The 26,740-nt window shown below is 31.8% G+C and carries 29 protein-coding genes and 1 other annotated feature; of the genes, 26 read left to right on the top strand and 3 right to left on the bottom strand.

Going from position 1 to position 26,740, the window contains the following annotated elements; genetic code table 11:
- Positions 1–151: 151 nt before the first annotated feature.
- Positions 152–220: a sequence feature (ribosomal protein L21 leader region), on the top strand.
- A gap of 20 nt (positions 221–240) precedes the next feature.
- From rplU to dnaJ, 15 genes are all read left to right on the top strand, one after another.
- Complete coding sequence (gene rplU / locus B5E48_RS00585) at positions 241–597, top strand: 50S ribosomal protein L21 (RefSeq protein ID WP_087303732.1); 357 nt, start codon at positions 241–243, stop codon at positions 595–597.
- Positions 597–920, top strand: coding sequence for a ribosomal-processing cysteine protease Prp (locus B5E48_RS00580; protein ID WP_087242887.1), 324 nt, complete (start codon positions 597–599; stop codon positions 918–920). Before rplU ends, B5E48_RS00580 begins: the two co-directional genes overlap by 1 nt.
- A 4-nt stretch (positions 921–924) precedes the next feature.
- A complete protein-coding gene (gene rpmA / locus B5E48_RS00575) occupies positions 925–1,209 on the top strand; it encodes a 50S ribosomal protein L27 (protein ID WP_087242885.1) in 285 nt (94 codons plus the stop codon).
- Positions 1,210–1,266: 57 nt separating this feature from the next.
- The gene (obgE, locus tag B5E48_RS00570; protein ID WP_087242882.1) at positions 1,267–2,553 is read left to right on the top strand and encodes a GTPase ObgE; all 1,287 of its coding nucleotides are present in this window, start codon (positions 1,267–1,269) and stop codon (positions 2,551–2,553) included.
- Between the two features lie 106 nt (positions 2,554–2,659).
- Positions 2,660–3,226, top strand: a complete 567-nt coding sequence (ruvA, locus tag B5E48_RS00565; RefSeq protein ID WP_087297691.1) for a Holliday junction branch migration protein RuvA — start codon at positions 2,660–2,662, stop codon at positions 3,224–3,226.
- Positions 3,227–3,236: 10 nt separating this feature from the next.
- The gene (gene ruvB, locus B5E48_RS00560) at positions 3,237–4,235 is read left to right on the top strand and encodes a Holliday junction branch migration DNA helicase RuvB (RefSeq protein ID WP_087242876.1); all 999 of its coding nucleotides are present in this window, start codon (positions 3,237–3,239) and stop codon (positions 4,233–4,235) included.
- Positions 4,236–4,263: 28 nt separating this feature from the next.
- Complete coding sequence (locus tag B5E48_RS00555; protein ID WP_087297689.1) at positions 4,264–4,737, top strand: ComEA family DNA-binding protein; 474 nt, start codon at positions 4,264–4,266, stop codon at positions 4,735–4,737.
- A complete protein-coding gene (locus B5E48_RS00550) occupies positions 4,728–6,716 on the top strand; it encodes a DNA internalization-related competence protein ComEC/Rec2 (RefSeq protein WP_087303731.1) in 1,989 nt (662 codons plus the stop codon). The genes B5E48_RS00555 and B5E48_RS00550 overlap by 10 nt, the downstream gene beginning before the upstream one ends.
- 32 nt (positions 6,717–6,748) lie before the next feature.
- Positions 6,749–7,726, top strand: coding sequence for a DNA polymerase III subunit delta (gene holA, locus B5E48_RS00545; protein WP_087303730.1), 978 nt, complete (start codon positions 6,749–6,751; stop codon positions 7,724–7,726).
- Positions 7,714–8,919, top strand: coding sequence for an L-serine ammonia-lyase, iron-sulfur-dependent, subunit alpha (locus tag B5E48_RS00540; protein ID WP_087297687.1), 1,206 nt, complete (start codon positions 7,714–7,716; stop codon positions 8,917–8,919). The genes holA and B5E48_RS00540 overlap by 13 nt, the downstream gene beginning before the upstream one ends.
- The gene (gene hemW / locus B5E48_RS00535; RefSeq protein ID WP_087303729.1) at positions 8,916–10,013 is read left to right on the top strand and encodes a radical SAM family heme chaperone HemW; all 1,098 of its coding nucleotides are present in this window, start codon (positions 8,916–8,918) and stop codon (positions 10,011–10,013) included. Before B5E48_RS00540 ends, hemW begins: the two co-directional genes overlap by 4 nt.
- A 104-nt stretch (positions 10,014–10,117) precedes the next feature.
- Entirely contained in the window at positions 10,118–11,155 is a 1,038-nt protein-coding gene (gene hrcA / locus B5E48_RS00530) for a heat-inducible transcriptional repressor HrcA (RefSeq protein WP_087303728.1), read from the top strand.
- Positions 11,156–11,165: 10 nt separating this feature from the next.
- Positions 11,166–11,723 carry a nucleotide exchange factor GrpE gene (gene grpE / locus B5E48_RS00525; protein WP_241146898.1) on the top strand — a complete coding sequence of 186 codons (558 nt, stop codon included), beginning with the start codon at positions 11,166–11,168 and terminating at the stop codon, positions 11,721–11,723.
- Positions 11,724–11,743: 20 nt separating this feature from the next.
- Positions 11,744–13,564 (top strand): molecular chaperone DnaK, encoded by a 1,821-nt coding sequence (gene dnaK / locus B5E48_RS00520; RefSeq protein ID WP_087297685.1) that lies wholly within the window; start codon positions 11,744–11,746, stop codon positions 13,562–13,564.
- A 49-nt stretch (positions 13,565–13,613) separates the two neighbouring features.
- Complete coding sequence (gene dnaJ / locus B5E48_RS00515; RefSeq protein WP_087297684.1) at positions 13,614–14,738, top strand: molecular chaperone DnaJ; 1,125 nt, start codon at positions 13,614–13,616, stop codon at positions 14,736–14,738.
- Between the two features lie 95 nt (positions 14,739–14,833).
- Here the strand turns inward: dnaJ and rpmB are convergent, their stop codons facing one another.
- A complete protein-coding gene (rpmB, locus tag B5E48_RS00510) occupies positions 14,834–15,019 on the bottom strand; it encodes a 50S ribosomal protein L28 (protein ID WP_087242858.1) in 186 nt (61 codons plus the stop codon).
- Between the two features lie 292 nt (positions 15,020–15,311).
- Here rpmB and B5E48_RS00505 point away from each other — a divergent pair, with 292 nt between their 5' ends.
- From B5E48_RS00505 to B5E48_RS00475, 7 genes are all read left to right on the top strand, one after another.
- Entirely contained in the window at positions 15,312–15,668 is a 357-nt protein-coding gene (locus tag B5E48_RS00505) for an Asp23/Gls24 family envelope stress response protein (protein ID WP_087242856.1), read from the top strand.
- A gap of 12 nt (positions 15,669–15,680) precedes the next feature.
- Positions 15,681–17,342 (top strand): DAK2 domain-containing protein, encoded by a 1,662-nt coding sequence (locus B5E48_RS00500; protein ID WP_087297683.1) that lies wholly within the window; start codon positions 15,681–15,683, stop codon positions 17,340–17,342.
- A 297-nt stretch (positions 17,343–17,639) separates the two neighbouring features.
- The gene (locus tag B5E48_RS00495; protein WP_158097239.1) at positions 17,640–18,971 is read left to right on the top strand and encodes a sensor histidine kinase; all 1,332 of its coding nucleotides are present in this window, start codon (positions 17,640–17,642) and stop codon (positions 18,969–18,971) included.
- Positions 18,965–20,341, top strand: a complete 1,377-nt coding sequence (locus tag B5E48_RS00490; protein WP_087303726.1) for a GHKL domain-containing protein — start codon at positions 18,965–18,967, stop codon at positions 20,339–20,341. The genes B5E48_RS00495 and B5E48_RS00490 overlap by 7 nt, the downstream gene beginning before the upstream one ends.
- Positions 20,319–21,056 carry a LytR/AlgR family response regulator transcription factor gene (locus tag B5E48_RS00485; RefSeq protein WP_087303725.1) on the top strand — a complete coding sequence of 246 codons (738 nt, stop codon included), beginning with the start codon at positions 20,319–20,321 and terminating at the stop codon, positions 21,054–21,056. Before B5E48_RS00490 ends, B5E48_RS00485 begins: the two co-directional genes overlap by 23 nt.
- A 98-nt stretch (positions 21,057–21,154) precedes the next feature.
- Positions 21,155–22,006, top strand: a complete 852-nt coding sequence (locus B5E48_RS00480) for an ABC transporter ATP-binding protein (protein WP_087303724.1) — start codon at positions 21,155–21,157, stop codon at positions 22,004–22,006.
- Entirely contained in the window at positions 22,003–22,749 is a 747-nt protein-coding gene (locus B5E48_RS00475) for an ABC transporter permease (protein WP_087303723.1), read from the top strand. The genes B5E48_RS00480 and B5E48_RS00475 overlap by 4 nt, the downstream gene beginning before the upstream one ends.
- A 57-nt stretch (positions 22,750–22,806) precedes the next feature.
- Here the strand turns inward: B5E48_RS00475 and B5E48_RS00470 are convergent, their stop codons facing one another.
- On the bottom strand, positions 22,807–23,559 hold the full coding sequence (locus B5E48_RS00470) for an alpha/beta fold hydrolase (RefSeq protein ID WP_087303722.1): 753 nt from the start codon (positions 23,557–23,559) through the stop codon (positions 22,807–22,809).
- 94 nt (positions 23,560–23,653) lie between these two features.
- Positions 23,654–24,271, bottom strand: a complete 618-nt coding sequence (locus B5E48_RS00465; protein ID WP_087303721.1) for a CatA-like O-acetyltransferase, family 2 — start codon at positions 24,269–24,271, stop codon at positions 23,654–23,656.
- Between the two features lie 284 nt (positions 24,272–24,555).
- On the opposite strand from B5E48_RS00465, the gene B5E48_RS00460 reads away from it, so the two are divergent.
- The 4 genes from B5E48_RS00460 to B5E48_RS00445 are packed head-to-tail and all read left to right on the top strand — an operon-like array spanning position 24,556 to position 26,599.
- Entirely contained in the window at positions 24,556–24,930 is a 375-nt protein-coding gene (locus B5E48_RS00460; RefSeq protein ID WP_087303720.1) for a GntR family transcriptional regulator, read from the top strand.
- Between the two features lie 4 nt (positions 24,931–24,934).
- On the top strand, positions 24,935–25,795 hold the full coding sequence (locus tag B5E48_RS00455) for an ABC transporter ATP-binding protein (protein WP_087303719.1): 861 nt from the start codon (positions 24,935–24,937) through the stop codon (positions 25,793–25,795).
- Complete coding sequence (locus tag B5E48_RS00450) at positions 25,792–26,394, top strand: ABC-2 transporter permease (protein WP_087303718.1); 603 nt, start codon at positions 25,792–25,794, stop codon at positions 26,392–26,394. Before B5E48_RS00455 ends, B5E48_RS00450 begins: the two co-directional genes overlap by 4 nt.
- A gap of 13 nt (positions 26,395–26,407) precedes the next feature.
- Complete coding sequence (locus B5E48_RS00445) at positions 26,408–26,599, top strand: DUF4177 domain-containing protein (RefSeq protein ID WP_087303717.1); 192 nt, start codon at positions 26,408–26,410, stop codon at positions 26,597–26,599.
- The last annotated feature ends 141 nt before the right edge of the window (positions 26,600–26,740 follow it).

Below are 26,740 nucleotides of genomic sequence, written 5' to 3'. Positions count from 1 at the left end.
ACAGGTTTATACACACATTACAAAACAGCATTTAAAAGAAATTTATGATCACTCACATCCAAGAAATCAACAAAATCATTAAGAAGTGAGAATATTTGAAAAAAATGTTGACGATAAGATGATAAAATGATAATATACAAATGTTGTAGACCTCTAGCTACAACCGCACATACAAGGTATTAAAGCTTAGCTGCCTTGATTGGCGAGTCTGAGATTATTATAAAAAGAAGGAGGTACATCATGTACGCAATTATTGAAACTGGTGGAAAACAATTAAAAGTTGAAGTTGGAGATTCTATTTTTGTTGAAAAATTAGATGTTGCTGAAGGAGAAGAAGTTGTTTTAGATAAAGTTTTATTTATTGGAGATAAAACAAATAAAATCGGTAATCCTTATATTAAAGGAGCTACTGTTACTGCTCAAGTTGAAAAACAAGGTAAAGAAAAGAAAGTTTTAATCTATAAATATAATCCTAAAAAGCATTATCATAAAAAACAAGGTCATAGACAACCTTATACAAAATTAGTGATCAAAGATATTAAAAAAACTGCTAAAAAAGCAGCTCCAAAAAGCGAAACTGCAGAAGCTGCTGAATAATGATTGAAGCTGTTATTAAAAAGCATAAACAATCCATTATTCAAATAACGGTTTCTGGACATGCTCAAAGTGCTGAATATGGCAAAGATTTAGTATGTGCTGGAGTAAGTACTGCTTGCATAGGAATTGCAAATGCATTGGTGCATTATCAGTTTTTATCACAAGAGTTAGGTACGATTGAGATTAATGATGGATATATTGATATTAAGGTTCAACATACGAATGAGCAGATTCAAGTGGTGCTAGGGACATTTGAAGTCATGCTGGAAACAATTGAAGAATCTTATTCAAAATACATGAAAATCAAAAAGATGGAGGTATGAAACCATGATGTTTAAGTTAGATTTACAATTATTCGCTTCTAAAAAAGGTGTTGGTTCAACAAAAAATGGTCGTGATTCTGAATCAAAAAGATTAGGAGCTAAATTATCTGATGGGCAATTCTGTACTGCTGGTTCTATCATTTACAGACAAAGAGGAACTAAAATCCATCCAGGTGTAAATGTTGGAAAAGGTGGAGATGACACTTTATTTGCAAAAGTAGATGGTGTTGTGAAATTTGAAAGAGACGGAAGAACAAGAAAAAAAGTTTCTGTTTATCCAGCTGCTTAATAGGAACCCCTTATATGGGGTTCTTTTTTTGAAAAAGACGGTAAAGAAGGTGAAAAGATGAAGTTTATTGATAAAGTACATATTTATGTTGAAGCAGGTAAAGGTGGCGACGGTGTTGTGGCCTTTCGTCGTGAAGCCTATGTACCTAAAGGGGGACCTGCTGGAGGTGATGGTGGAAAAGGTGGTAGCATTATTTTTGAAGCTACAACATCACTTTCCACTCTATTAGACTTTAGATATCATCGTGAATATAAAGCAAAAAGTGGTGGTCAGGGAATGGCTAAAAAGATGCATGGTGCAGATGGTGCTGATATGATTTTAAAAGTTCCTGTTGGAACTGTCATTTATGATGAAGATAGTGGACGTGTTTTGGCCGATTTAACTCATGATAAACAAAGAGCGGTGATTGCTAAAGGTGGACGTGGTGGACGTGGAAATGCACGATTCGCAACAAGTCGTAATCCTGCTCCAACTATTTGCGAACGCGGAGAACCTGGTGAAAAATATAATTTGATTTGTGAATTAAAATTACTTGCGGATGTTGGGTTGGTTGGATTCCCATCAGTGGGGAAATCAACGTTATTATCAGTTGTAACACGTGCAAAGCCAGAGATTGCTGATTATCATTTCACAACAATTGTTCCTAATTTAGGAGTGGCTCAATCTAAAGATGGACGTTCATTTGTTATGGCTGATTTACCAGGTTTAATTGAAGGAGCCAGTCAAGGAAAAGGATTAGGGCATCAGTTCTTACGTCATATTGAAAGATGTCGTGTTATTGTTCATGTTATTGATATGGGTGGTACTGAAGGTCGTGATCCTTATGAAGATTATTTGGCTATTAATAAAGAGCTTGGTGAATATAAATATCGTTTATTAGATAGACCACAAATCATTGTTGCTAATAAGATGGATGAACCTGCAGCTGAGGAAAATCTTGAACGTTTTAAAGCTCAATTGAATGAAGATATTCCTGTTTTTCCTGTTATTGCTTTGATTCAAGAAGGTGTAGATATGGTTCTTTATGCAATTGCGGACTTATTGGATCGTACACCATCATTTGCCAGTGAAGAGGAAGAAACAGAAAACAGTGTTCTCTATACATATGAAAAACCAGATGAAATTGGATTTGAAATTCATAATATGGGTAATGGGCAATGGCACGTTACTGGTGAAAGAGTGGAAAAAATTGTTCAAATGGCATCGCTTGGTAGCGATGATGGTGTCAAACGTTTTGCACAGAAAATGCGTAATATTGGTTTGGATGATGCTTTGCGTGTGGCAGGTGTTCAAGCTGGAGACACAGTTTCAATTTTAGATTTTGAATTTGAGTTTTATGAATAGACCAATTCTATAATAGATGAAAAAATGAGAAATTTGCTTCTCATTTTTTTATTTATGTTAAAAGTGTGCTATAATGATGTGGATATTATGAAATGGGAGTTGTCACATGTATAGTTATATTAAAGGTGTTATTGTCGATATGTGTAAAGATCATATCGTGGTAGATAATCAAGGAATTGGTTATTTGATTTATGTTTCTAATCCTTATCAGTTTACAAAAGGAAAAGAAACTTTAGTTTATGTGTATCAGCAGGTCAGAGAAGATGGTATTATTCTGTTTGGTTTTTTAACCAAAGAAGAAAAAGATTTATTTTTGAAGTTGATACTTGTCAAGGGAATTGGTTGTAAAACGGCTATTGGTATTTTAGCTACTGGTGATGTTCAAGCAATTATTTCAGCAATTGAATCCAAAAATATTACCTATTTAAGAAAAATCCCAGGTATTGGACCTAAGGCCGCTCAACAGATTGTATTAGATTTACAAGGCAAATTTGATATGCCATCATCACAAATTGTTTTAACATCAGTAGAATTTGATGAAGCTGTAGAAGTTTTGATAGCTTTAGGATATAAACGTCAGGATGTTGATCGTGTGATGAATACACTTTCTCATGAATCGCTAGATACAAATGGGTATGTAAAAAAAGCTCTAGGTTTATTAGTCAAGATATAGGAGGGTGACTATGGATTTAAATCATGATGTTTTAGATATCAATGAACATATAGAAGATGAAGAAAATCAATTAAGACCTCAATCTTTTGATGAATATATTGGACAAAGTCATTTGAAGAAGAATTTAAAAGTTTTTGTTGGGGCGGCTAAACTAAGAAATGAAACATTGGATCATGTTTTATTGTATGGGCCACCTGGTTTAGGAAAAACAACTATGTCCATGATTATTGCTAATGAAATGGGAACGCATTTAAAAGCAACAACTGGACCAAGTATTGAAAAAACTGGTGATTTGGTTGCTATTTTAACTTCGCTTGAACCTGGAGATGTCTTATTTATTGATGAAATTCATCGTTTGAATAAAGTAGTAGAAGAAATTTTATATCCAGCAATGGAAGATTTCTATGTAGATGTTGTTATTGGAAAAGAAGCTTCAACACGTTCTATTCGTATTGATTTGCCACCTTTTACACTTGTTGGAGCGACAACACGTGCTGGTGATTTATCAGCACCATTAAGAGATCGTTTTGGTATTGTTTCTAAACTTGAATATTACAATGTTGAAGAATTAACATCTATTATTAATCGTACCAGCCAGGTTTATCATATTGAAATGGATGATGAAGCTAAAATTGAATTAGCCAAAAGATCACGTGGAACACCAAGAATTGCCAATCGTTTATTTAGACGAGTGAGAGATTTTGCCCAATATAATGGTGATGATGTTATTACAAAAGAAAGAACAGTGGAAGCTTTACAATCGTTAAAAGTAGATGAATTAGGTTTAGATGATGTTGATCATAAATATCTATTAGGTATTATTCAACGTTTTCGTGGTGGGCCAGTTGGCTTAGAGGCTATTGCTGCAAGCATTGGTGAAGAACCATTGACTTTAGAAGATGTTTATGAACCTTATTTATTGCAGACAGGATTGATTAAAAGAACGCCTAGAGGGCGTGTTGTTACTGAATTAGCATATCAGCATTTTCACATTTTAAAAGAATCTTAGGATTCTTTTTTTATTTGAGGAGGTATTTATGAAAAAGAAATATCAAGTGTTAGGTCTGATTATTTTAATGATATGTTCTATTGTATATGATTTTCAAAAACCAGATGTTCAAAAAGAAGAGACGATTTCTTTGTCTTATGTTATTTTAGAAGGGGAATTTTTAAAAACAGGAAAGTATGAATTTGAAGGTGAAAAAACAATTCAGGATATTATTGATGAGGTTGGTGTTTCTGATCAGGCTAATTTAAATTCTGTAAAGGGTGATAAGATTGTTGAAGATGAAAGTCGTTTATATATACCACCCCAACAAGAGCATGCGATTTCTTTAAATAATGCTTGCCAAGAGGAACTTATGAGTTTGCAGGGAGTAGGCGAAAAAACAGCGTTAAAAATTATTGATTATCGTCAACAACATCCTTTTGAAACAATTGAGGATATTATGAATATCAGTGGAATTGGAGAAAAAACATATTTAAGGCTTAGGGAACATCTATGCTTATAAGATATCATTGTTTCTATTATGCATTAGGACTTCTATGTCTGACATTGGGAAAAGTTCTTCATCCACTTTTTTATTTGTTATTAGGGGTTTATGCTATTTTTGTTTATCGACGATTATCTTTATATCATTTATGTTTGATGATACTTTTATGTATCATTTTTTATTTACAGCCACATTATATTTTACAATTACCTTCAGTGATTGAAGGTGAAGTCGTCAAAGCAAGTGAAAAATATTGTTATTTGAAAACAGATATAGGAACCGTTAAGCTTTATCATCAGGAAGCTATTGAATATGGTGATGTGATTAAAGCAAAAGTTGCACCACTAGAGCTTTATGAAAATACAAATGATTATGCTTTCTGTGAAAAAGATTATCTTTATGGACAAAAGATTTTTCATAAAGCTTATTTACAGACATTACTCAAGCAACAGCATCATCCTACATTTTATCACTGGCTGGAACAGCGTTTATCAGACCATCAGGATATAAATGATTATCAGAAATTATTTATTTTAGGTGAAAGAAATGAAAGTATTCATGATGATTATCAGGTTTTGACAGATTTATCTTTAGTCCATATGTTTGCTTTATCAGGTATGCATATTCATATTTTGTATGCTCTCATCAAAAATGTTCTTGGTTTATTTTTACCACGTTCTTTGTCTCGATTGATAACCTATTTATTGATTGGTTTTTATATTTTTTCTATCCCAATGCTTGTGTCTTTATATCGTGCTTTTTTTGTTTTATTGTTGTATGATTTATTGAAAAAGTGGCTGAATAAATTAGATGTTTTTGCTATTTTGATTATGGCATCTTTATTTTATAATCCTTATATCATTTTTAATATTTCTTTTGTTTTTTCTTATTTTGTTTATTTTATTGTTTTATTGACACAACATATGCGTTATTCTTCATTTTGGATTTATTTATCTTCTTTACCTATTATTCTCACACTTAATGCTCAAATTCCACTGATTGCTTTTTTTGTTAGTGATATTTTGAATCTTTTTATTGAATATTTTTATAGTTTATGTATTTTTTCAATTATTTTTCCTGCTTTAGAAATTATTTTAAAATATTATGTAAGTGTTTTTCAAAGTATTTTATCATTTTTAGAAACAATCAATCATTTTATTGTTTTTTCAAAACCTACATTAGCATGGCTTATCTTGTTTTATTTCTTTTATTTTCGACTTTTATTACGTCAGGAGCTCCAGCATCGCTATCGCCATGATATATGTGCTTTAGTTTCATTAATGCTGGTGTTAAATGTATGGAGTCAATATAAGATTTATGGAGAAGTGACAATGATTGATGTTGGACAAGGAGATTGTACTTTGATTCGTTTACCAATGAATCAGGGGCATATTTTAATTGATACTGGAGGGCATCAGGAATATGATTTGGCTACACAAACAATTATTCCCTATTTAAAGTCAGTTGGAATTTCACATTTAGATTATGTTTATATTTCTCATGATGATTTTGATCATTGTGGAGCATTAGATTCTTTGCTGGAACATTTTTCAGTTGGACAAGTGATTGATAGTTTTGAAGAGAGTCGACAAATTGGATGTGCTCATATTCAAATGTTAAAAAGTGACAAAATTTATAGTGATTCAAATGACCAGTCTTTACTCATGTATGTGACTTTACCAGCTATGAATATCCTGTTTATGGGGGATGCTTCTGTTGCTGTTGAAAAGGATGTTGAAAAACAGCTTCAAGACTTAGATGTTGATGTTCTTAAAGTATCTCATCATGGAAGTGCAACGGCTACATCAGCCACTTTTTTATCACAAATTCATCCTGAAATTGCAATGATTGGTGTCAAGAAGGATAATATGTATCATCATCCATCATTAGAAGTGATTGAACGATTGCAAAGAAAAGGAATCACAATTTTACGTACTGATCAAGATGGGATGTTTCATATTCGATTTTATGGAAAAGAGCGTTACATTTTAAGGTGATTCATGTATAATGATAGGCGTGGGGTGATTCTATGAATTTTGTTATTTATGGTGAAGATAAATTATTAATGGAACAAAGATTGAAGACATTAAAGAAAAAATATCATATTCAGGAAGATGATATGAATATTGTGACATATTGGTGTCAGGACACACCGTTATCATCTATCATAGAAGATGCTTTAACACCACCTTTTTTAAGTGAGTATAAAATGATTGTTGTGAAAAACCCCGTTTTTTTGACAACGCAAAAACAAAAAATAGCAAGTGATGAAGATATTCAAAAATTGATGGATTATTTAAAACTAGACAATCCTACTACAGTTCTTGTCATCTATCATGATCAAAGAAATTTTGATGAAAGAAAAAAAGTTGTTAAAGAGTTGCGTAAAAATGCTCATTTTTATGATATTGAAAAAATGGATGAACATCAATTATATAAAGCCACACATCAGGCTATTAAAAGTCGTGGCTGTGAGATTGATGAAGAAGCTTTAAGGTTGTTTTTATCACGTATGCCAAATAATTTATTAGAAATTTCTCAGGAAGTTCAAAAACTTTGTTTATATACAAAGCATATTACAACACAGACAGTTGATTTATTAGTGAGTAAACAGATTGAAGAAAATGTGTTTGAATTAACTCAAGCTATTTTAAATAAGGAAACAGCGAGAAGTTTTCGTATCTATAAAGATCTTATTATGAATAATGAAGAACCAGTGAAATTGATTGTTTTGATTGGAAATGCTATGCGTTTATTATATCAGGTGAAATTGTTGGATAGAAAAGGCTATAATGATAAAGAGATAGCCCAAATGTTATCTATTAAATCTGGCCGTTTGTGGTATATTAGACGAGATAGTCGAAATTTTGATTTGAAAGAATTATTGGTTTGTATTGATGAATTATCACAACTTGATATTGCGATAAAAACAGGAAAAATTGATAAATACAAGGGTTTAGAACTCTTTTTAATGCGAATGGGAGGAAATGGAAAATGGAATCAATGAGAGAATTATTTAAAATTGGTGTTGGGCCCTCTTCATCACATACGATGGGCCCTCAAAGGGCAGCCTTAAAAATAAGTGAAATGTATCCTGAAGCCACACATTTTCATGTTGATTTACATGGTTCATTGGCTTTAACAGGGAAGGGACATTTAACTGATTATATAATTGAAAAGACTTTTGCGCCAAAACCTGTTCAATTTTCTTTTAAAAGTGAAGAATTACCTTTTCATCCTAATGGCATGATTGTTCATGTTTATAAGGATGATGTAGAAATGAAAACGGTAGAAGTTTATTCTATTGGTGGTGGTTCCATCCTATTTAAAGGAGATTTGGCTCAAGATCCAGTTCAGGTATATCAACAAAATACAATGAAAGAAATACTTGACTATGTAGATGTTCATGGTATTTCTTTATATGATTATGTTTTAGAAAATGAAGGCGAAGATTTTGATCATTTTCTTTCTGATATATTGGAAGCTATGTTTGAAAGTGTTGAAAATGGTTTGAAAAAAGAAGGAGTCATTCAAGGAAAGCTAAAATTAAAAAGAGTAGCAAAATCAATGTTTCAACAGGCACAAAATACGCGACGTGAAGCTGATCGTGAAAGATTATTTATTTCTAGTTATGCTTATGCTGTGTCAGAAGAAAATGCTGATGGTGGACAGATTGTGACAGCACCAACATGTGGGGCGAGTGGTATTATGCCAGCTATTCTTTATTATTGTTATAAGCAATTACATATTGAAAAGAAAGATTTGATTAAAGCTTTAGCTATTGGCGGTTTATTTGGTAATGTTGTTAAAACAAATGGTACAATTTCTGGCGCTGATGGTGGTTGTCAGGCAGAAGTAGGAACGGCCTGTGCAATGGCGGCTGCTACAATGGCTTGGATATATGAACTTAATAATTCGTTAATAGAGTATGCTGCTGAAATGGGATTAGAACACAATCTAGGATTGACTTGTGATCCTGTAGGTGGTTATGTTCAAATTCCATGTATTGAGCGTAATGGATATGGATCATTACGTGCATTAGATGCAGCAATGTTAGCTAAACAGTTAGGTTATTTAAGAAAAAACAAAGTGTCTTTTGATACTATTGTCAAAGTCATGAAAGAAACGGGTAAAGATTTATCTAGTGATTATAAAGAAACCTCTCTAGGTGGATTGGCGAAAGAATTTGGTTTATCATGAGTGCTTTATATGTTCATGTTCCATTTTGTCAGCATATTTGTAGTTATTGTGATTTTTGTAAAGTCTTTTATGATGAAAAATGGGCCTGGGATTATTTAAAAGCTTTATCTTTTGAAATAAAAGATAAAGCTTTATCAACATCTTATGATAGTATCTATATTGGTGGTGGAACACCAACTGCTCTTACTTATCAGCAGCTTCAATACTTATTTGAATTATTAAAACCTTTTTCCAAACAAGTTCAAGAATATAGTATTGAAGTCAATCCAGAAACAATGGATCAAGAAAAATTAGAGCTTTGTTTTCAAAATGGTGTCAATCGTTTAAGCATTGGTGTCCAGACCTTTCGTGATGATTTATTAAAAAAGATTGGTAGAGTTCATACCTCTAAACAAGTTTTAGAACTCATAAAAGATGCTCAAACAATAGGCTTTCAAGATATTAATATTGACTTGATGTATGGTTTACCAGATCAGACATTAGAAGATGTTCAAGCAGATATTCAACAATTATGTCAATTAGACATAGGACATGTTTCCTATTATGCGTTGATTTTAGAGGATCATACAATCTTGAAAAATATGAATTATCAGCCTTTGAATGATGAAGAAGATGCCAAGTGGTATCATTTTATACGACAAGAATTAAAAAAATATGGTTTCCATCAATATGAAGTGAGTAATTATTATCGTTATAAACCATCGCTGCATAATCTTGTATACTGGCATTATCAGGATTATGAGGGGATTGGTCTTTCTGCACATTCGTTAAAAAAACATCATCGTTATGAAAATACAAAATCTTTGACACGTTATTTGAATCATCATTATTTAGAAAATGATATTCCATTGTCTATGGAGGATTGCTTGTTTGAAAAAATCATGATGGGTTTACGTTTGAATGAAGGGATTTCTCTTGAGGAAATGAAAAGATTATTTGATATTGATTTTCAAGTGAAATATCAAGATGTCATTACCAAATATCAGAATATGAATTTTTTAGAAATAACGAATGGATATTTAAAAACAACATCTTTAGGGATGGATTATCTTAATAATATTTTAATAGATTTTTTAGAAGATGAACAGGGATGACCTGTTTTTCATTCTTTTTTAGCACAAAAGTGTTGACAGTGCTAAAAAGATGAGTATAATGTAATTAGCACAAGAGGAAAAGGAGTGCTAAAGGAGGCTATGATATGCTGACAGCTAGGCAATTACTGATTTTAAAATGTATTGTTGAAGAATTTGTGGAAACGGCTGAGCCAGTAGGATCAAAAACCTTAATGACGAAATATCAGCTTCCTTATTCGAGTGCAACAATTAGAAATGAAATGTCGTTTCTAGAAGAACACGGTTACTTAGAGAAGACGCATACGTCTTCAGGGCGTGTCCCATCAACAAAAGGATATCGTTTTTATGTCGATACCTTGATGCAACCTAGTGTAGATGACGAGGTGAAAAATCAGGTTTCAACAATTTTGGGAGACCGACATCGCTCTTTAAATGAAATTATTAAAGAGAGTTGCCAAATTTTAAGTCAATTGACTCATTTGACAACAGTCGCATTAGGACCAAATGCAATTTATGAACATTTACAGAATATTACGCTTGTTCCTTTGTCTGAACATACTGTGACAGCCATTATCGTCACAGATAAAGGACATGTCGAAAATCGAAACTTCAATATTACGAATAATGCTTATATGGAAGATTTAACGAGTTGTGTCAATGTCATGAATGAACTGCTTGATGGAACACCGATGAATCAAGTCGTTTATCGTTTAGAAAGAAATGTCAAACCTATATTAAGTGCTCGTATTAAAGAACATGAAGTTCTATTCAATGCTTTCTTGGAAGCATTTATGAAGTTTGCGAATAACAATGTTTATTTTTCTGGAAAAGAGAATATGTTATATCAGCCAGAATATAACGATGTGAATAAATTACGTCGTTTAGTAACTGCATTTGAAAATTCACAATCTTGGAAAAGTTTGGAACCGATTGCTTTGGAAGATGGTGTAACGGTCAGAATTGGAAGTGATTCACCAATAAAGGATTTAAATGATGTTTCGGTGATTTCAGCTTCGTTTAAAACAGGGAATGAGTCTAAAGGATCTATTTCAGTCATTGGGCCAACGCGTATGCCTTATGAGAAAGTCGTTTCTTTAGTTGAGTATATTTCAAAGAGCTTAGAAGAAGTTCTTGTAAGTCAAAATGATGAAGATGATGAATAGAGGTGAAACAATGGCAAAGGAAAAGGAAACTGAAAAAGAAGAAGTGACAGAAGAAGTTGTAGATGAACAAACAAATGAAAATGAAGAAAAGCAAGATGAGAATACAACAGAAAGCTTAGAAAAGCAAATGAAAAAATTGGAAGAAGAAGTCAATACATGGAAAACGGATTATTATAAAGTTTTTGCAGATATGGAAAACTTAAAAAGACGTTTAGAAAAAGAACATCAAAATTCATTAAAATTTATGATGCAGTCATTTATTGAAGAATTGCTTCCAGTAGTGGATAATTTTGAACGTTCGTTGAATGTGCAAAATCCAAGTGAAGAAGTTCAAACTTTCTTGAAAGGTTATCAGATGATCTTTGATCAGTTGATGAACATTTTAAAGAAAAATGGTGTAGAAGTGATTGAAGCTCAAGGTAAAGAATTTGATCCAAATCTACATCAGGCAGTAATGACAACACAAGATGAAAATTTTGATCACAATGTTGTTGTAGAAGAACTTCAAAAAGGTTACAAATTGAAAGATCGCGTTATTCGTGCATCTTTAGTCAAAGTCAATGAATAAATTTTAGGAGGATGATCATTATGGGTAATAAAATTATTGGTATTGATTTAGGAACAACAAACTCATGTGTAAGTGTGATGGAAAATGGTGAAGCAAAAGTTATTGCAAATCCTGAAGGATTAAGAACAACTCCATCTGTTGTTGCTTTCAAAAATGGAGAAATTATTGTTGGTGAAGCTGCTAAACGTCAAGCAGTTACAAACAAAGAAACTGTTATGTCAATTAAAAGACATATGGGTACAAATTATAAAGAACATGTTAATGGTAAAGATTATACACCTCAAGAAATTTCAGCTATGATTTTACAAAACTTAAAAGCAACTGCTGAATCTTATTTAGGTGAATCAGTTAATCGTGCTGTTATTACAGTACCTGCATATTTCAATGATGCTCAACGTCAGGCAACAAAAGATGCTGGTAAAATTGCTGGATTAGAAGTTGAACGTATTATCAACGAACCAACTGCAGCAGCATTAGCATTTGGTGTTGATAAATTAGATAAAGAACAAAAAGTTTTAGTTTATGACTTAGGTGGAGGAACATTTGACGTTTCTATCCTTGATTTAGCTGATGGTATGTTTGAAGTTTTAGCTACTGCTGGTGATAACCATTTAGGTGGAGATGACTTTGACCAAGCTATCATGAACTGGATTGTTGCTGAATTCAAAAAAGAACAAGGTGTTGACTTAAGTAACGATAAAATGGCTATGCAACGTGTAAAAGAAGCTGCAGAAAAAGCGAAAAAAGATGTTTCTGGTATGATGCAAACTCAAATTTCATTACCATTCATTTCGGCTGGTCCAGCTGGTCCATTACATCTTGAATTAACACTAACAAGAGCTAAATTTGATGAATTAACACATGATTTAGTTATGCGTACAGAAGGACCTGTAAGACAAGCATTAAGCGATGCAGGTATGTCTCCAAGTGATATTGATCAAGTTTTATTAGTTGGTGGATCTACACGTATTATTGCAGTTCAAGAATCAGTAAAGAGATTACTTGGAAAAGAACCTAACAAATCAGTAAACCCTGATGAAGTTGTTTCTATGGGTGCTGCAATCCAAGGTGGAGTTATTGCTGGAGATGTTAAAGACATTGTCTTACTAGATGTAACACCATTATCATTAGGTATTGAAACAATGGGTGGAGTTATGACTGTCTTAATTGAAAGAAATACAACTATCCCAACAACTAAATCACAAATCTTCTCTACTGCTGCTGATAATCAACCTGCTGTTGATATCAACGTATTACAAGGTGAAAGAACAATGGCTAAAGATAATAAACAATTAGGTTTATTTAAATTAGATGGTATTGAACCTGCACCTAGAGGAGTACCTCAAATTGAAGTAACTTTCAGCATTGATGTTAACGGTATTGTTAATGTTAAAGCAAAAGATATGAAAACACAAAAAGAACAATCTATCACTATTCAAAACTCAACTGGTTTAAGTGATGAAGAAATTGATAGAATGGTTAAAGAAGCTGAAGCAAATAAAGCTGATGACGAAAAGAAACGTAAAGATATTGAAACAAGAAATAAAGCTGAACAAATGATTAATGAAATCGATAAAGCTTTAGCTGAACAAGGTGATAAGATTGATGATAATCAAAAAGCTCAAGCTACTGCTTTAAGAGATGAATTAAAGAAAGCATTAGATGCTAACGATATGGCTACACTTGAAGCAAAAATGAGTGAATTAGAACAAGTTGCTCAACAAATGGCAGCATATCAATATCAACAATCACAACAAGGAGCTAATCCAACAGGTGATGCTTCAAATACAGCAACTCAAGATGATGATGTTGTTGATGCAGATTTTACAGAAAAAAATTAAAATAAAGCCAAGGCTTTGCCTTGGTTTTATCTAGTCAAGAGGTGAGATTATGGCTGAAAAAAGAGATTATTATGAAGTGCTAGGTATATCAAAGAGTGCCAGTGCTGATGAAATAAAAAGAGCATATCGTAAAATGGCTAAAAAATATCACCCTGATGTCAATAAGGAACCTGGAGCAGAAGAAAAGTTTAAAGAAGTTCAGGAAGCCTATGATGTTTTATCTGATGACAATAAAAAAGCTGCCTACGATCGTTATGGTCATGCTGCATTTGATCAAGCTGGTGGATTCGGTGGAGGAGCCGGAGGCTTTGGCGGATTTGGTGGCTTTGAAGATGTTGACTTAGGAGATATTTTTGGTTCATTCTTTGGTGGTGGAGGATCACGTCAAAGAAAAAGTGGACCTATGCGTGGTGAAGACCGCTTTGTTCAATTAGAAATTGATTTTATGGATGCTATTAAAGGTAAGAAGGCAGAAATTAAAATCAATTATGATGAACAATGTTCACATTGTCATGGAACTGGTGCGAAAACACCTAACGATTATCAGACATGTTCTAGATGTGGTGGAACAGGTACGATTCGTACACAACAACGTTCGCCTTTTGGAACATTTGTAAATCAGACAACATGTCCTGATTGCCATGGTACAGGTAAAGTGGTTAAAGAAAAATGTCCTCACTGTCATGGTAATGGATATGTCAATAAAAATATAACAGTTGAATTAAATATACCAGCTGGTATTAATACACACCAACAGTTACGTGTTCAAGGTAAAGGACGTCGTGGTACAAATGGTGGACCTAATGGTGATTTATATGTTGAAATCTATGTCAAACCACATCAACACTTCCAGCGTGATGGTAGAAACATTTATATTTCTATTCCAATTTCAGCAGTTGATGCCACTCTAGGTTGTGAAGTAGATGTCCCAACGGTTTATGGTGATGTGACATTAAAAGTTCCAGAAGGAACACAACCAGGTACAACATTACGTTTAAAGGGTAAAGGTGTGAAGGATTTACGTAGTGATAATTATGGAGATCAATTTGTTAAAATTGATGTTAAGATTCCTACAAAATTATCTCGTGAAGAAAAAGATCTTTATCATAAGTTAAAAAAAGCCGCAAAAAAAGAATCAATCTTTGATCAATTCAAAAAAGGTTTTAGAAGATAGCATGAATTTGTTATCTTCTTTTTTCATATGATAGGGTATAATGATTGAATAAAAGGGCATAAAAAAAGCATCCAGGAAGGATGCAATCTTTATCATTAAGCACTTTTTCTAAGAGTTCTTAATTCTCTTGCTGAAATTTTTACTTTTTTTGGTTTACCATTGACTAAAATAGTAGCTTTTTGTAAGTTAACATTCCATTTTCTCTTAGTTGCATTTAATGCATGAGAACGAGAATTACCAGACATAGGTCCTTTTCCGCTCACTTCACATTTTCTAGCCATTATATTCACCATCCTTTACAAAGTGTCATTCACATACCTAAGTATAATATCATTAATAAAATGAAAATGCAAATACTTTTTTATATAAACATAAAAAATATTTTGTATTTGAACGTAAATATAATATATGAAAAATATGAATATTTCAATATTTTTTTAAATTTTATTTACAAGATAATATAAGTGGGTTATAATGCGTATGCATTGTTATGAAATAATTGTCAACAATTTAAAAATAAGATATAATATAGTTAACTATTTATGAATTTATGATAAGAACGGAGGAATAGTTATGATAACAAAAACAACTGATTTAGGAGATATTCATCTTTCATTAGATGTCGTTGCTAGCATTACTGGGGGTGCTGCAACTGAATGCTATGGAGTTGTTGGAATGGCAAGCCAAAAGATTATGAAAGATGGTTTTTATGATCTTTTAGGTAAAGATAATTATGCTAAAGGGATTGTCGTAGAAGATGGGGAAACAGGAATCATTTTAAATGTCTATATTATCGTTGGATATGGTGTCAAAATTTCTGAGGTTGTTTATGAAGTTCAAAAGAAAGTGAAATATGTTTTAGAAACAACTTTAGATATTGATATTGAAGCAGTGAATGTTTTTGTACAAAGCATTCGTGTAACAGATTAGTGGAGGGTTAACATGAGAATCATTGATGGTAAACAGTTTAAAGAGATGGTTATAACAGGTGCGACTGTTTTGCATAATAATCATCCAGAAATTGATGCACTAAATGTTTTTCCTGTGCCTGATGGAGATACAGGTACAAATATGTCTTTAACATTTAGTTCTGGGGCAGATGAGATTGAAAAGTTAGATTCTAACGATATATATGAAATTTCAAAAAAATTATCTAAAGGTTTATTGATGGGAGCAAGGGGAAACTCTGGTGTTATTTTATCACAGATCTTTAGAGGTATTTCTATGGCTTTTGAGGGAAAATCTCAAGTGGATGCTGTAGAATTAGCACAAGCTTTACAAAATGGAGCAAAAGTAGCTTATAAAGCTGTTATGCGTCCTGTTGAAGGTACAATTTTAACTGTCATAAGAGAATCAAGTGAAGCTGTTGTAAAATATGCAAAACCTGGTATGGAAATCGAAGATGTTTTTTCTTACTTTGTAAAAGAAGCTGAAGAATCATTGGAAAGAACACCAGAACTTTTACCTGTATTAAAAGAAGTTGGTGTTGTTGATAGTGGTGGTGCTGGTCTATTATTGATTTTAACAGGGTTTATGGCTGCTTTAGCTGGTGAAGAAATTGAACGTGTAGATATTAATAACGATAATGCAAAAGAAGCACTTGTTGATGTTGAATCTGATAGTGAAGATGCATATGGTTATTGTACAGAATTTATTTTTAGATTGGATCCAGCAAAAATAAAAGTTTTTAAAGAAGAAAATTTACGTAATGAACTAGAAAGATTGCCTGGTAATAGTATTGTTGTTGTTCAGGATGAAGATATCGTGAAAGTTCATGTGCATACATTAAAACCAGGAAATGCTTTAAATGTGGCACAAAGATATGGTGAGTTTATTAAATTAAAGATTGAAAATATGCAAGAACAGCATAATTCTATTTTAGAAGCTAATAGTACACCTGCTGCTAATGCAAAAGCTACATTAACAGCACCAAAGGAAGAACCTAAGGATGTGTCTATTATTAGTGTGGCTGCTGGTGACGGTATTAAAGATATGTTCTTAGAATTGCATTGTGATTATGTTGTCAGTGGTGGACAAACAATGAATCCTTCTGCTGAAGATATCGTTCAAGCTATTCGTGATGTTAATGCAAAACATGTCATTATATTACCAAATAACTCAAACATTGTGATGACAGCACAACAGGCAGCTATTATTTTAGAAGATGAAGTAGATGTTCATGTGATTCCTTCTAAAACAATTCCACAAGGTTTATCAGCATGTATTATGTTTAATCCAGAAGTGTCTTTAGAAGACAATTTAAATGAAATGAATGAAGCTATTGCAAATGTGAAAACAGGACAAGTGACTTTTGCGATTAAAGATACAAATATTGATGGTGTGGATATTAAGGCTAATCAATATATGGCATTATGTGAAAAAGAGATTATTGCCTGTGTTCCAAATAAAGTAGAAGCTTTAAAAGAAACTTTAAATGGATTGGTTGATGAAGATTCAGAAATTATTACTTTAATTTATGGTGAAGATGTAACTGAAGACGAAGTTGAAGATATTGAAAGTTATGTTGAAGATCACTTTGAAGCTGAAATCGAATGTGTAAATGGAAAACAACCGGTTTATTCATTTATCGTGGGTGTCGAATAGAATATTACGAAAGACAGGATAATATTTAAAAATATTTATTATAGAATACGGAAGGCTCGATTTTATCGAGCTTTTTTGCATCTTATGAAATAATAAAGAATATTGGGTTATTTTTTTAATGATTTTTGCACTTTTTTTATCTTGGCTTGCTTATCAAAACAAATTGTTTTTTCTGTAATGATAACAAATATTATTTTATTTTTGTTTTAGTAAGAGATCAATTTAATAAAAATGTTTTTACCACTACTTAAAATATTGATATAATGAATGACAAGAGATGATATTGAGGTGAATACGATGCTACAAATGACATTACTAAATGCTTTTTCTGAGTTTTTCTTCTTTATGCTTTATTATAAAACGACCAAAAAAGAGAAATCAAAGTTATTATTATTTATATTTGGTTTTGTTGTTAGTTGTTTTCATTCATTTATTTTATATCCTCTTTATTATCGTTATCATTTTGGACCTCTTTCTTTTAGTACAATTATCAGTATAACGCTTAATTGTTGTACAATCATTCTACTTGAAAGACAAAATATAAAAGAAATTATGATGAGAGTTACAGTCTTATATCTTTTCTTTCTTATGATATCATTTCCGATTGCTTTGATATTGGTATCACTCTGGCAATATGTTTGCATTATTTTCAATATTTCTCCACAAATCTTAAGTATTGGCAATACGTTATCAAATGCAGTAGGCTTTATTGTCTATTATTATCTAATGCTTTGGATCTATAAAAAGTTTGAATTAGAAAATGTTATGCAAAACATTCTCAAAAAATATAGAAAAACATGGAAAATGATATTTTTTGAAGTGGCTGTTTTCTTGTTGATATGCGGAATGGAAATTTCACAAAGCATTGAACTTAATACAGTAGCCATTAATATTTTAACGTATGTCTTTATGTATGTAGGAGTTATTTCTTTTACGAGAAGAGTAAGACTTCAACAGCTCCAAAAAGAAAGTGAAGAATTAAAAAACATGATTGTTGACCAGCAAAACATGTATATCAATGAATTAGAAGATATTCAAAAACAAATGCGTATTTTTCGACATGACTATCAAAATCAGATGTCATCACTATATTTATCAAGCCAAAAAGGAGATATAGAAAATGTAGAGAAATCATTAAAAACAATGATCAATGATTTTGATGAACACATTGGAAAGAAAATGAACATAACCAATCAGTTAGCTAGTATTCAAATTCCAGAAGTGAAGAGTCTACTGATGAAGAAAATAACTGAGATGCAAAAATCAAACATTTCAGTAAAGTTAGAAGTATTATATCCATTTTCTAAAATAAATATGCCAGCATTTGATTTCATACGCTGTCTAGGAATTCTTATTGATAACGCAATGGAAGAAGTGAAAGAGAATGATGGTAAAATTCATCTTGTTTTTCTTGCGGCAACCAATGGTCAGCTGACAATGACAATCAGTAATACGATTTGTAGAGAAATTGACTGCGAGAAAATATTTCAAGAAGGATATTCTACAAAAGGAAATAATAGAGGTATGGGATTAAGTATACTTCAAGAAATGATTCATCACAGTGAAAATATAACGATGGAAACAAGAGCAGAAAATAATGAATTTATTCAGGAGATAACAATATGTTAGTAACTATTTTAGAAAATTTGATTTTAAATTTTCTTTTAGCATTTTTGATCCTCATCCTTTATCAAAAAATAAGATATACGCAAGTCAATTATCTGAAAGCATTCGGAGTAACACTATTATCCTGTGTTGTCTACACACCTCTGTTTGGTATACTGCAGATACTTTTTCCTTCTTTAAATTCCTTTTTGAATAGTAGTAGTGCAATTTATTATGTCTTTGCGAATGTATCTAATATTGTGGTTTTTGAGATTATGATTTATTTACTGCTTGATAGAAATCTAAAGTTATCTATATTCCTTTTTTCACTTTTATGGTCCTTATATCAGCTGATCATCTATACATTTAATAACATGACTTATTTGCTTTCCAATAATCAGCACATACTCTATTATCTGCTTGCTTATGTGAATTTGTTTTTAACATATATGGTCATTGATTATCTAATCAAACGAAGTCATATCCATACATATGTAAATATGCTGGAGGAACATCCTATATCGTATCCTAAAACTATCGGATTATCTATTGGATTTTTGTTGATTTTTCCAGCAATGCAGATGATCATTCAAAGAGAAGAACCAGGATTCATGGCAATAGAACAATTCATACTGACATTTGTTGGCATATTTTTCCTTGCTTTATTCTATTTCGTTATCCAAAGTGTTCAAGCAAAAGAACAGCAGAAATATTTGAGTATGATGTTACAGCAACAAAATCTTTATATTCAATCACTGGAATTGATTCAGCAGAACATGAGAGAATTTAAACATGATTATCACAACATGATGGTTTCATTGTATTTGCAAAGCAAAGAAGGCAATGTACAAGAAATCGAACAAAGATTATCCCAAATGATGAATGATTTTGATGACTCCATAGGGGAAAAAATGAATCTTGTTACACAGCTATCAAATATTAAGGTAAGTGAAATCAAATCATTACTTATGGAAAAACTTACCATTATGCAAAAAAAGAAAATACCTGTTAAACTAGAGATATTATATGAAATCAAATCTATCAACATGAATGTTATGGATTATACACGTATTCTAGGTATTCTATTAGATAATAGTATTGAGGAAGTTGAGGCATATTATGGAGAGGTTGTTATTATTATGCTTCAGCAGGATTCAGGACTATATTTGCGTGTTGAAAATACCATTCATGAACAGATAGACATTCATGAAATCAGTAAACCGGGGTATTCAACAAAAGGAAGTACAAGAGGAATGGGACTTTCAAGTCTGGAAAAAATAATCGTGAAATATCCCAATATCATACACAATGTCATGTGCGAAAATGATAGATTTATTCAGGAAATAACGATTCTAGAGAGGAGTAGGACTAATGATAAAAATCTTTCTTTGTGATGATGAAACTGTAATTTTAAATAGAATCAAAGAACTTATAGAAAAAGAAATTATCATTCATGCATATGATTTTTGTATAGAGGGTTCATTTGACAGTCCAATAGCATTATTAGAAAAAATGCGTACATGTAAAGATAGACGCAATATCTATTTTTTGGATGTAGAATTAAAACATCCAGAGTATGATGGATTTCTATTAGGAAAAGAGATTAGAAGCATGGATCCTAATGCGACAATTGTCTATATCACGAGCTTTAAGGATTTAGCTTATAAAACATTCCAGTATCATATAGAAGCATTTGATTATATTGTGAAAGATGAAGATAAGCTTAAGGATAGTATTTCAGAATGCTTGCAATCAATCACTTTGCGACTACAGGAAGAAAGAAAAGATCCGGTAGAGTGTTATACATTTCGCAGCGGTGATATGATTCGTCATATTCCTATTGATGATATTCTATTCTTTGAAACATCCTCCCGTTCTCATTTTGTGATTTTGCATGGTCTTCATCAGCGAATTGAGTTTATTGGCAATTTAAGTGATATTGAAAAGGAACTAGGAAAAAACTTTCTAAAAATTCATCGCTCTTATCTAATAGCAATCAACAAAATAGATCATATCGATCTTAAGAGGAATATTGTAAGAATTGGAAATAGCGAATGTGCTATATCCAGAAGAATGAAATCAGAACTATTGAAACGTGTGAATCAGTAGTTCTTTTTCATTTTAGGAAGTGAGACATACCGATTAGGAAAAATGAATCACAAACTTTCTCCATTCTGATATATTGCTCTTGTAAGGAGGGATTATCTATGGATAAAGAAGTGATTCGTTTAGATCATATTTCAAAACAATTTAATCAGACACCAGTTTTAAAGGATATCACTGCTAAACTGCATAAAGGTGAAATCCTAGGCTTTTTAGGACCAAGCGGTGCTGGAAAGACAACAACTATTAAAATCATTACAGGACAATTACATCAGACATCTGGAGAAGCTTATATTTTAGGGATTAATTCCAAACAAATAGATGAAACAATTTATGAGCAAATTGGAATTGTCACTGATACAAGTGGAATTTATGATTATGTGAGTGTTTATCAAAATCTTGAAATGTTTGCGAAAATTTTAGGAGTTAAAAAAATAAATATAGAAGAGATTTTAAAGAAGGTTGATTTATGGGAGCATCGACAGAAACTGGCTAGCAAGTTATCTAAGGGGCAGGCACAGCGATTAATTCTCGCAAGAGCTATTTTGCATAATCCAAGAGTGTTATTTTTGGATGAACCAACTTCTGGTCTGGATCCATCAACAGCAATGGAAATTCATAAACTATTAAAACAGTTAAAAGAAGAGGGAATGGCAATCTTTTTAACGACTCATAACATGGAAGAAGCCACAAAACTATGTGATTATGTTGCATTACTGAATAATGGAACAATTGTAGAATATGGAACACCAGAAGAACTATGCTTGAAATATAATCAGCAGAAAAAATACAAAATTAAACTTAGAGATGGAAATAACTATCTCATGGAACAGAATCCTGAAAATTCGAATCAGATTTCAAAGTGGCTCATTCAAGAAGAAATAGAAACGATTCATTCATGTGAACCAACATTAGAAACTGTATTTTTAGAAGTGACAGGGAGGGAGTTATCATGAAAACAATTCATATCAACAAACTAGTAGCTATCATTGAAATGAAAACGAGAGCGTTTTTTAAGAAGAACTGTATCATTATGCCAATATTTGCGATTGGTTGTACCATAATGTATCGATTCTTGTTTCAGAATGTCGCAAATGATGGTACGTTTAATGCGGTTTTGAACGGTGAAGCACTAGCAATGGGGCTTGTGACCAATATAGGAGGAAATGGGATTTATTGTTGTAGCTTATTATTAGCAGAAGAAAAGGAAAAGAAAACGCTAAGAGTTCTGATGACATCATCTGTTAATGCATTGGAATTCTTTATAGGTAGTATTCTACCAGTCTTTTTCTTCACAGCAGTTATCAACTTCATCTTAGTACCCATCAGTGGAATGACTTTGACATTAACTCAATGGATCTGGTTTACGGTTATGACAATACTAGGAACACTGACAAGCTGTATCCTTGGTATGTTGTTAGGAATATTTGCAAAAGATCAAGTCAGTACATCAACAATAACGACACCATTCATATTAACATTAATGCTAGTGCCAATGTTTTCAACAATCATTGAAAGTTTCAAAACAGTTTCGCATTTCATATTTACGGGAGCGATTATGGAAATGATATCAAACATAGCATCTCATCAAACTCCATATGTAGAATTGAGTGGTATGATTGTTATGGTTATAGAAATCATTCTTGCAATTTTATTATTTATCTTCTTTTATAAGAAAAATGGGTATGAGAAAGACTAAAAGGCTGTGACGAGTCATGAGAATTGATACATTCTCACTCGTACAGCCTTTTGTCTGTTATTGATGAATAAAATTGATAACCATTTGTGCGGTTTCTAGTGCCTTTGTAGCAATCAAAGGATGATGACCATCTTCCCATATTTTATATTGAATAAGTGGATTGTTTTTTGCAATCTCATGAAATTCACTTTCTAAATCATTATTCAACATTTCATCAGTTTTACTTGCACTCATTAATAATGGAATCTTTATATCAGATATATGAGAAATAAATAAAGGAATATTTTTCTTTCCTAGGTTAATAAGTGTTTCTGTATCTTTATCGGTGACTTCTTCCCAGTCATCTCCTTGACACCATTCATAAAAACCTCTTGACTGTTCATCTGATTTCGCAAATTCTCTTTCTTTTATAAGACCTTCTGCAAAACCAGATGGAAGTGTTCTGCCATCAAAACTATCTGCGATGACTTTATGAAATCGTTTAGGTGCTTCTAAAGCAGCATTAATGGCGGCATATGCACCACCGCTTGTTCCCAAAAGATTAATATTATCGATATTTAAATGATTTGCTAGGGCTATGATTTGATAACCCTGATCAACCCAAATATTTTCAGGAAATTTATCAATACGCTCAGATAGCCCATTTCCTAAAAAATCAATGAGAATGATCTGAAAATCATTTTTATATAGATCTAGAAGAAATGTGAACATCTTTGATGATGCAGTATTTCCATGAAGCAACATTAAAGGTATTCCTTTGCCAATAACAGAATAATAGATATTTTTATCATAATATTGAAAATAGCTCATATTGTTAGCCTCCTATAAATTGAAAATTGTTTTATCGCAAGGCTAATATGATAGCCTTGCAGATTATTTGATTCTCATTTTGATCACCTTTCCTTTATATAGCTAATTGATTGATTTTATGTTGTAAAAGATCTAAGAATTCACAAGCTTCCATACCATCCATCTGTACATGGTGAAATTGAAAAGATATTTTGAGTTCTGTTATTTGTTTATTTTCTTTATATTTTCCCCATAGCATAAACGGATTATTAAATATACCACTATACATGTTAATGATGCCATCAATATCATATTTGATTAAACTGGATGTTCCAATAATCATATGATCTTCGATTTCATAATCTTGGCAAGTTTCATAGACTTTCTTGGTTAATTGAAGATATGACTGATTAAACTCTTCTAAATTTGAAGAAAATGGAATATCACAAGTATTTATAGTGCCAGAGTTATTTGCAACAATGACATTTAATCCTATCTTGTCATACTGAAACATTTTTTGACCTATTGGTAATAAATAAAACTCTTTGATTTCACTTGCAGCTAATGCAATACAATAGCACATCAGCATGTTTAACTTATATCCGTCTTTTTTTAATTTCATTAAATGAGATATATCTAATGTTTTGAATATTGTCACCATAGGCATTGGAGCATTGATATAGAGTTCAAAACTTTTAGCTCGATTGGTATCTTTAGGATTGATTTCTTGCATATTCCTACCTCCACTATATATTTTTATTATAACGCTATTTGAATAAAAAGTTAAATATTCATTGTTTTGATTACTTTTTAAAGTGGTAACTATTATAATTATCATTTTTGAAATCAATCGTGTCATTTTTTTATTTATCTTCTTTTGTCAGAAAAAATGAATATAAAAAGATTGAAAATGAGTATAAACTGAATTTTTTCATAAGCATATTGACATCTGTGCATAACAGTATTATACTGTACTTGTAAAGGTAATACAGTATAATACAAAAGGACGGTGATTGAATGGAAATATTTATAAATAATCATGCGAGCGTTCCTATCTATGAACAGATTTCATCACAAATAAAAGCTTTAATCATGAGTGGAGAATTAAAAGCTGGGGAAGCACTTCCTTCTATTCGAGGACTTGCAAAATCATTGCATATTAGTGTTTTAACAGTACAGAAAGCATATGATGCTCTTCAAGCAGACGGTTTTATTGAAACAACCGCTGGAAAAGGATGTTTTGTATCTGCACAAAACCAAGATTTCTATTTAGAGGAACAACAAAAAAGGATTGAAGAGCATTTTACAGAAGCTATAGAAATAGCAAAAGTCAGTGGAATAAAACTTGATCAACTACAGTCTTTATTATCTTTGTTATATGAGGAGGATTAAGATTATGGAGAAATTAGCATTAAAACTTGATGGTGTTACAAAACATTATAAAGACTTTACTTTAAATAATATTTCTTTTAGCGTTCCTGAGGGGAGCATAGTAGGATTGATTGGTGAAAATGGGGCAGGAAAAAGTACAACTATTAATTCTATATTAGGTTTGACTAAAAAAGATAGTGGAACAATAACAATGCTAGGAAATTCCAATATTGATGAAGTCTCTAAAGATGAAATCGGTGTTGTATTTGATGGAAACAATTATCCAGATGTCCTCAATCCAAAACAGCTTGGAAAAGTTTTTGCAAATATTTATAGTACATGGGATATGAACACATATGAAAAAATGCTTTCTAATTTCAAATTGCCAATGAACAAAAAAATCAAGAATTTCTCTAAAGGAATGAAGATGAAATATTCCATATCTGTTGCTTTTTCACATCATTCAAAACTATTGATTCTTGATGAAGCGACAAGTGGTTTAGATCCTATCATTAGAGATGAAATATTAGACATGCTTTTAGACTTTATTCAGGATGAAGAACATTCTGTTTTGGTTTCATCTCATATCACAAGCGATTTAGAAAAAATAGCTGATTATATTGTATTCATTCATGAAGGTAAGATCATTTTCTCAAAACCTAAAGATGAACTGTTAGAAAAATATGGCATTATTAAATGTGGTGCAGCTCAATTTGATGCATTGGATAAGGAAGAAATTATCGCATATAGAAAACAGGATTATGAATGGCAGGTATTGGTAGCTGACAGACAGAAAGCCGAAAAGAAATATCCAAAAGCAATGGTTATACCTGCTAATATTGATGAAATCATGCTGATGTATGTACGAGGGGGGCGAACTAGATGAAAGGTTTATTATTAAAAGATTATTACATTATCAAAAGCAGTTTGCTTATCTTAGCAGTCGTATTTGTTGTTATTGGAGCAAGTCTATCTTATCTTTCAACACCATGGGTGTTAACCGTATTGGCAACAGTATTATTAGGAATGATCGTTACAACGACGATTACTTTAGATAAGACATCAGGATGGATCAAAACAGTCTTAACGACTCAGATTTCTAGAGGAGCATATGCTGATAGTAAATACATTTCTTATTTAGGATTAAGTTTAATTGGATTGGCATTTGGAATCATTTTTGGTTATATCGCTTCAACTGTCATTGGAAAAAGCAGTGATGGTGCAATGGTATTTGTATGTGTCAGTGTCGCCATGGCATTGCTTGCAGGCGGAATCATTCTGCCATTCTATTTTCTTACTGATGAAACGAAAAGTATTCTAGGTTCAATTATCGCTTATCCTGTTTCTGCCGGAGTGTTCATTGGTTTGTTCTTTCTTTTAGGAAATCACTTATCAACATATATAATCATTTTAGTTGTATCACTGGCTGCCTTCATTGTATCTTGGGTTCTAACGAAAAAGGTATTGTTAGTAAGAGATTTATAATGAGGGAAATCATATGAAACAGTATGAATATGTTGAATTAAAATATGAAGCTAAAGATGTATTGTTTCTCATGACTTCTGATTATAAGAAAATCATCAATGAATATGCAGAAAACGGGTATTCCTATGTAGGATACATCCCAAAGTTGATTGATGCAAAAGGATGCTTAAGAAAGATTGATTTGATATTTGAAAAAGCGAATTAGGCATTATTTAACTGTACCAAAAAAAGGTGCAGTTTTTTCAATGCCAGTTTTAATTTGATATTATATAGTTTATGTTGAAAATAAAAGAATCCTATACATTCTTAATAAAGGATTATATGTAATGTAATTATAGTTTTGAAA

Source organism: Massilimicrobiota sp. An105 (genome assembly GCF_002161155.1).
Taxonomy (GTDB): domain Bacteria; phylum Bacillota_I; class Bacilli_A; order Erysipelotrichales; family Coprobacillaceae; genus Allocoprobacillus; species Allocoprobacillus merdigallinarum.
Note: the sequence above shows the minus strand (reverse complement) of the source record. Positions and strands in the feature narration are given on the sequence as shown.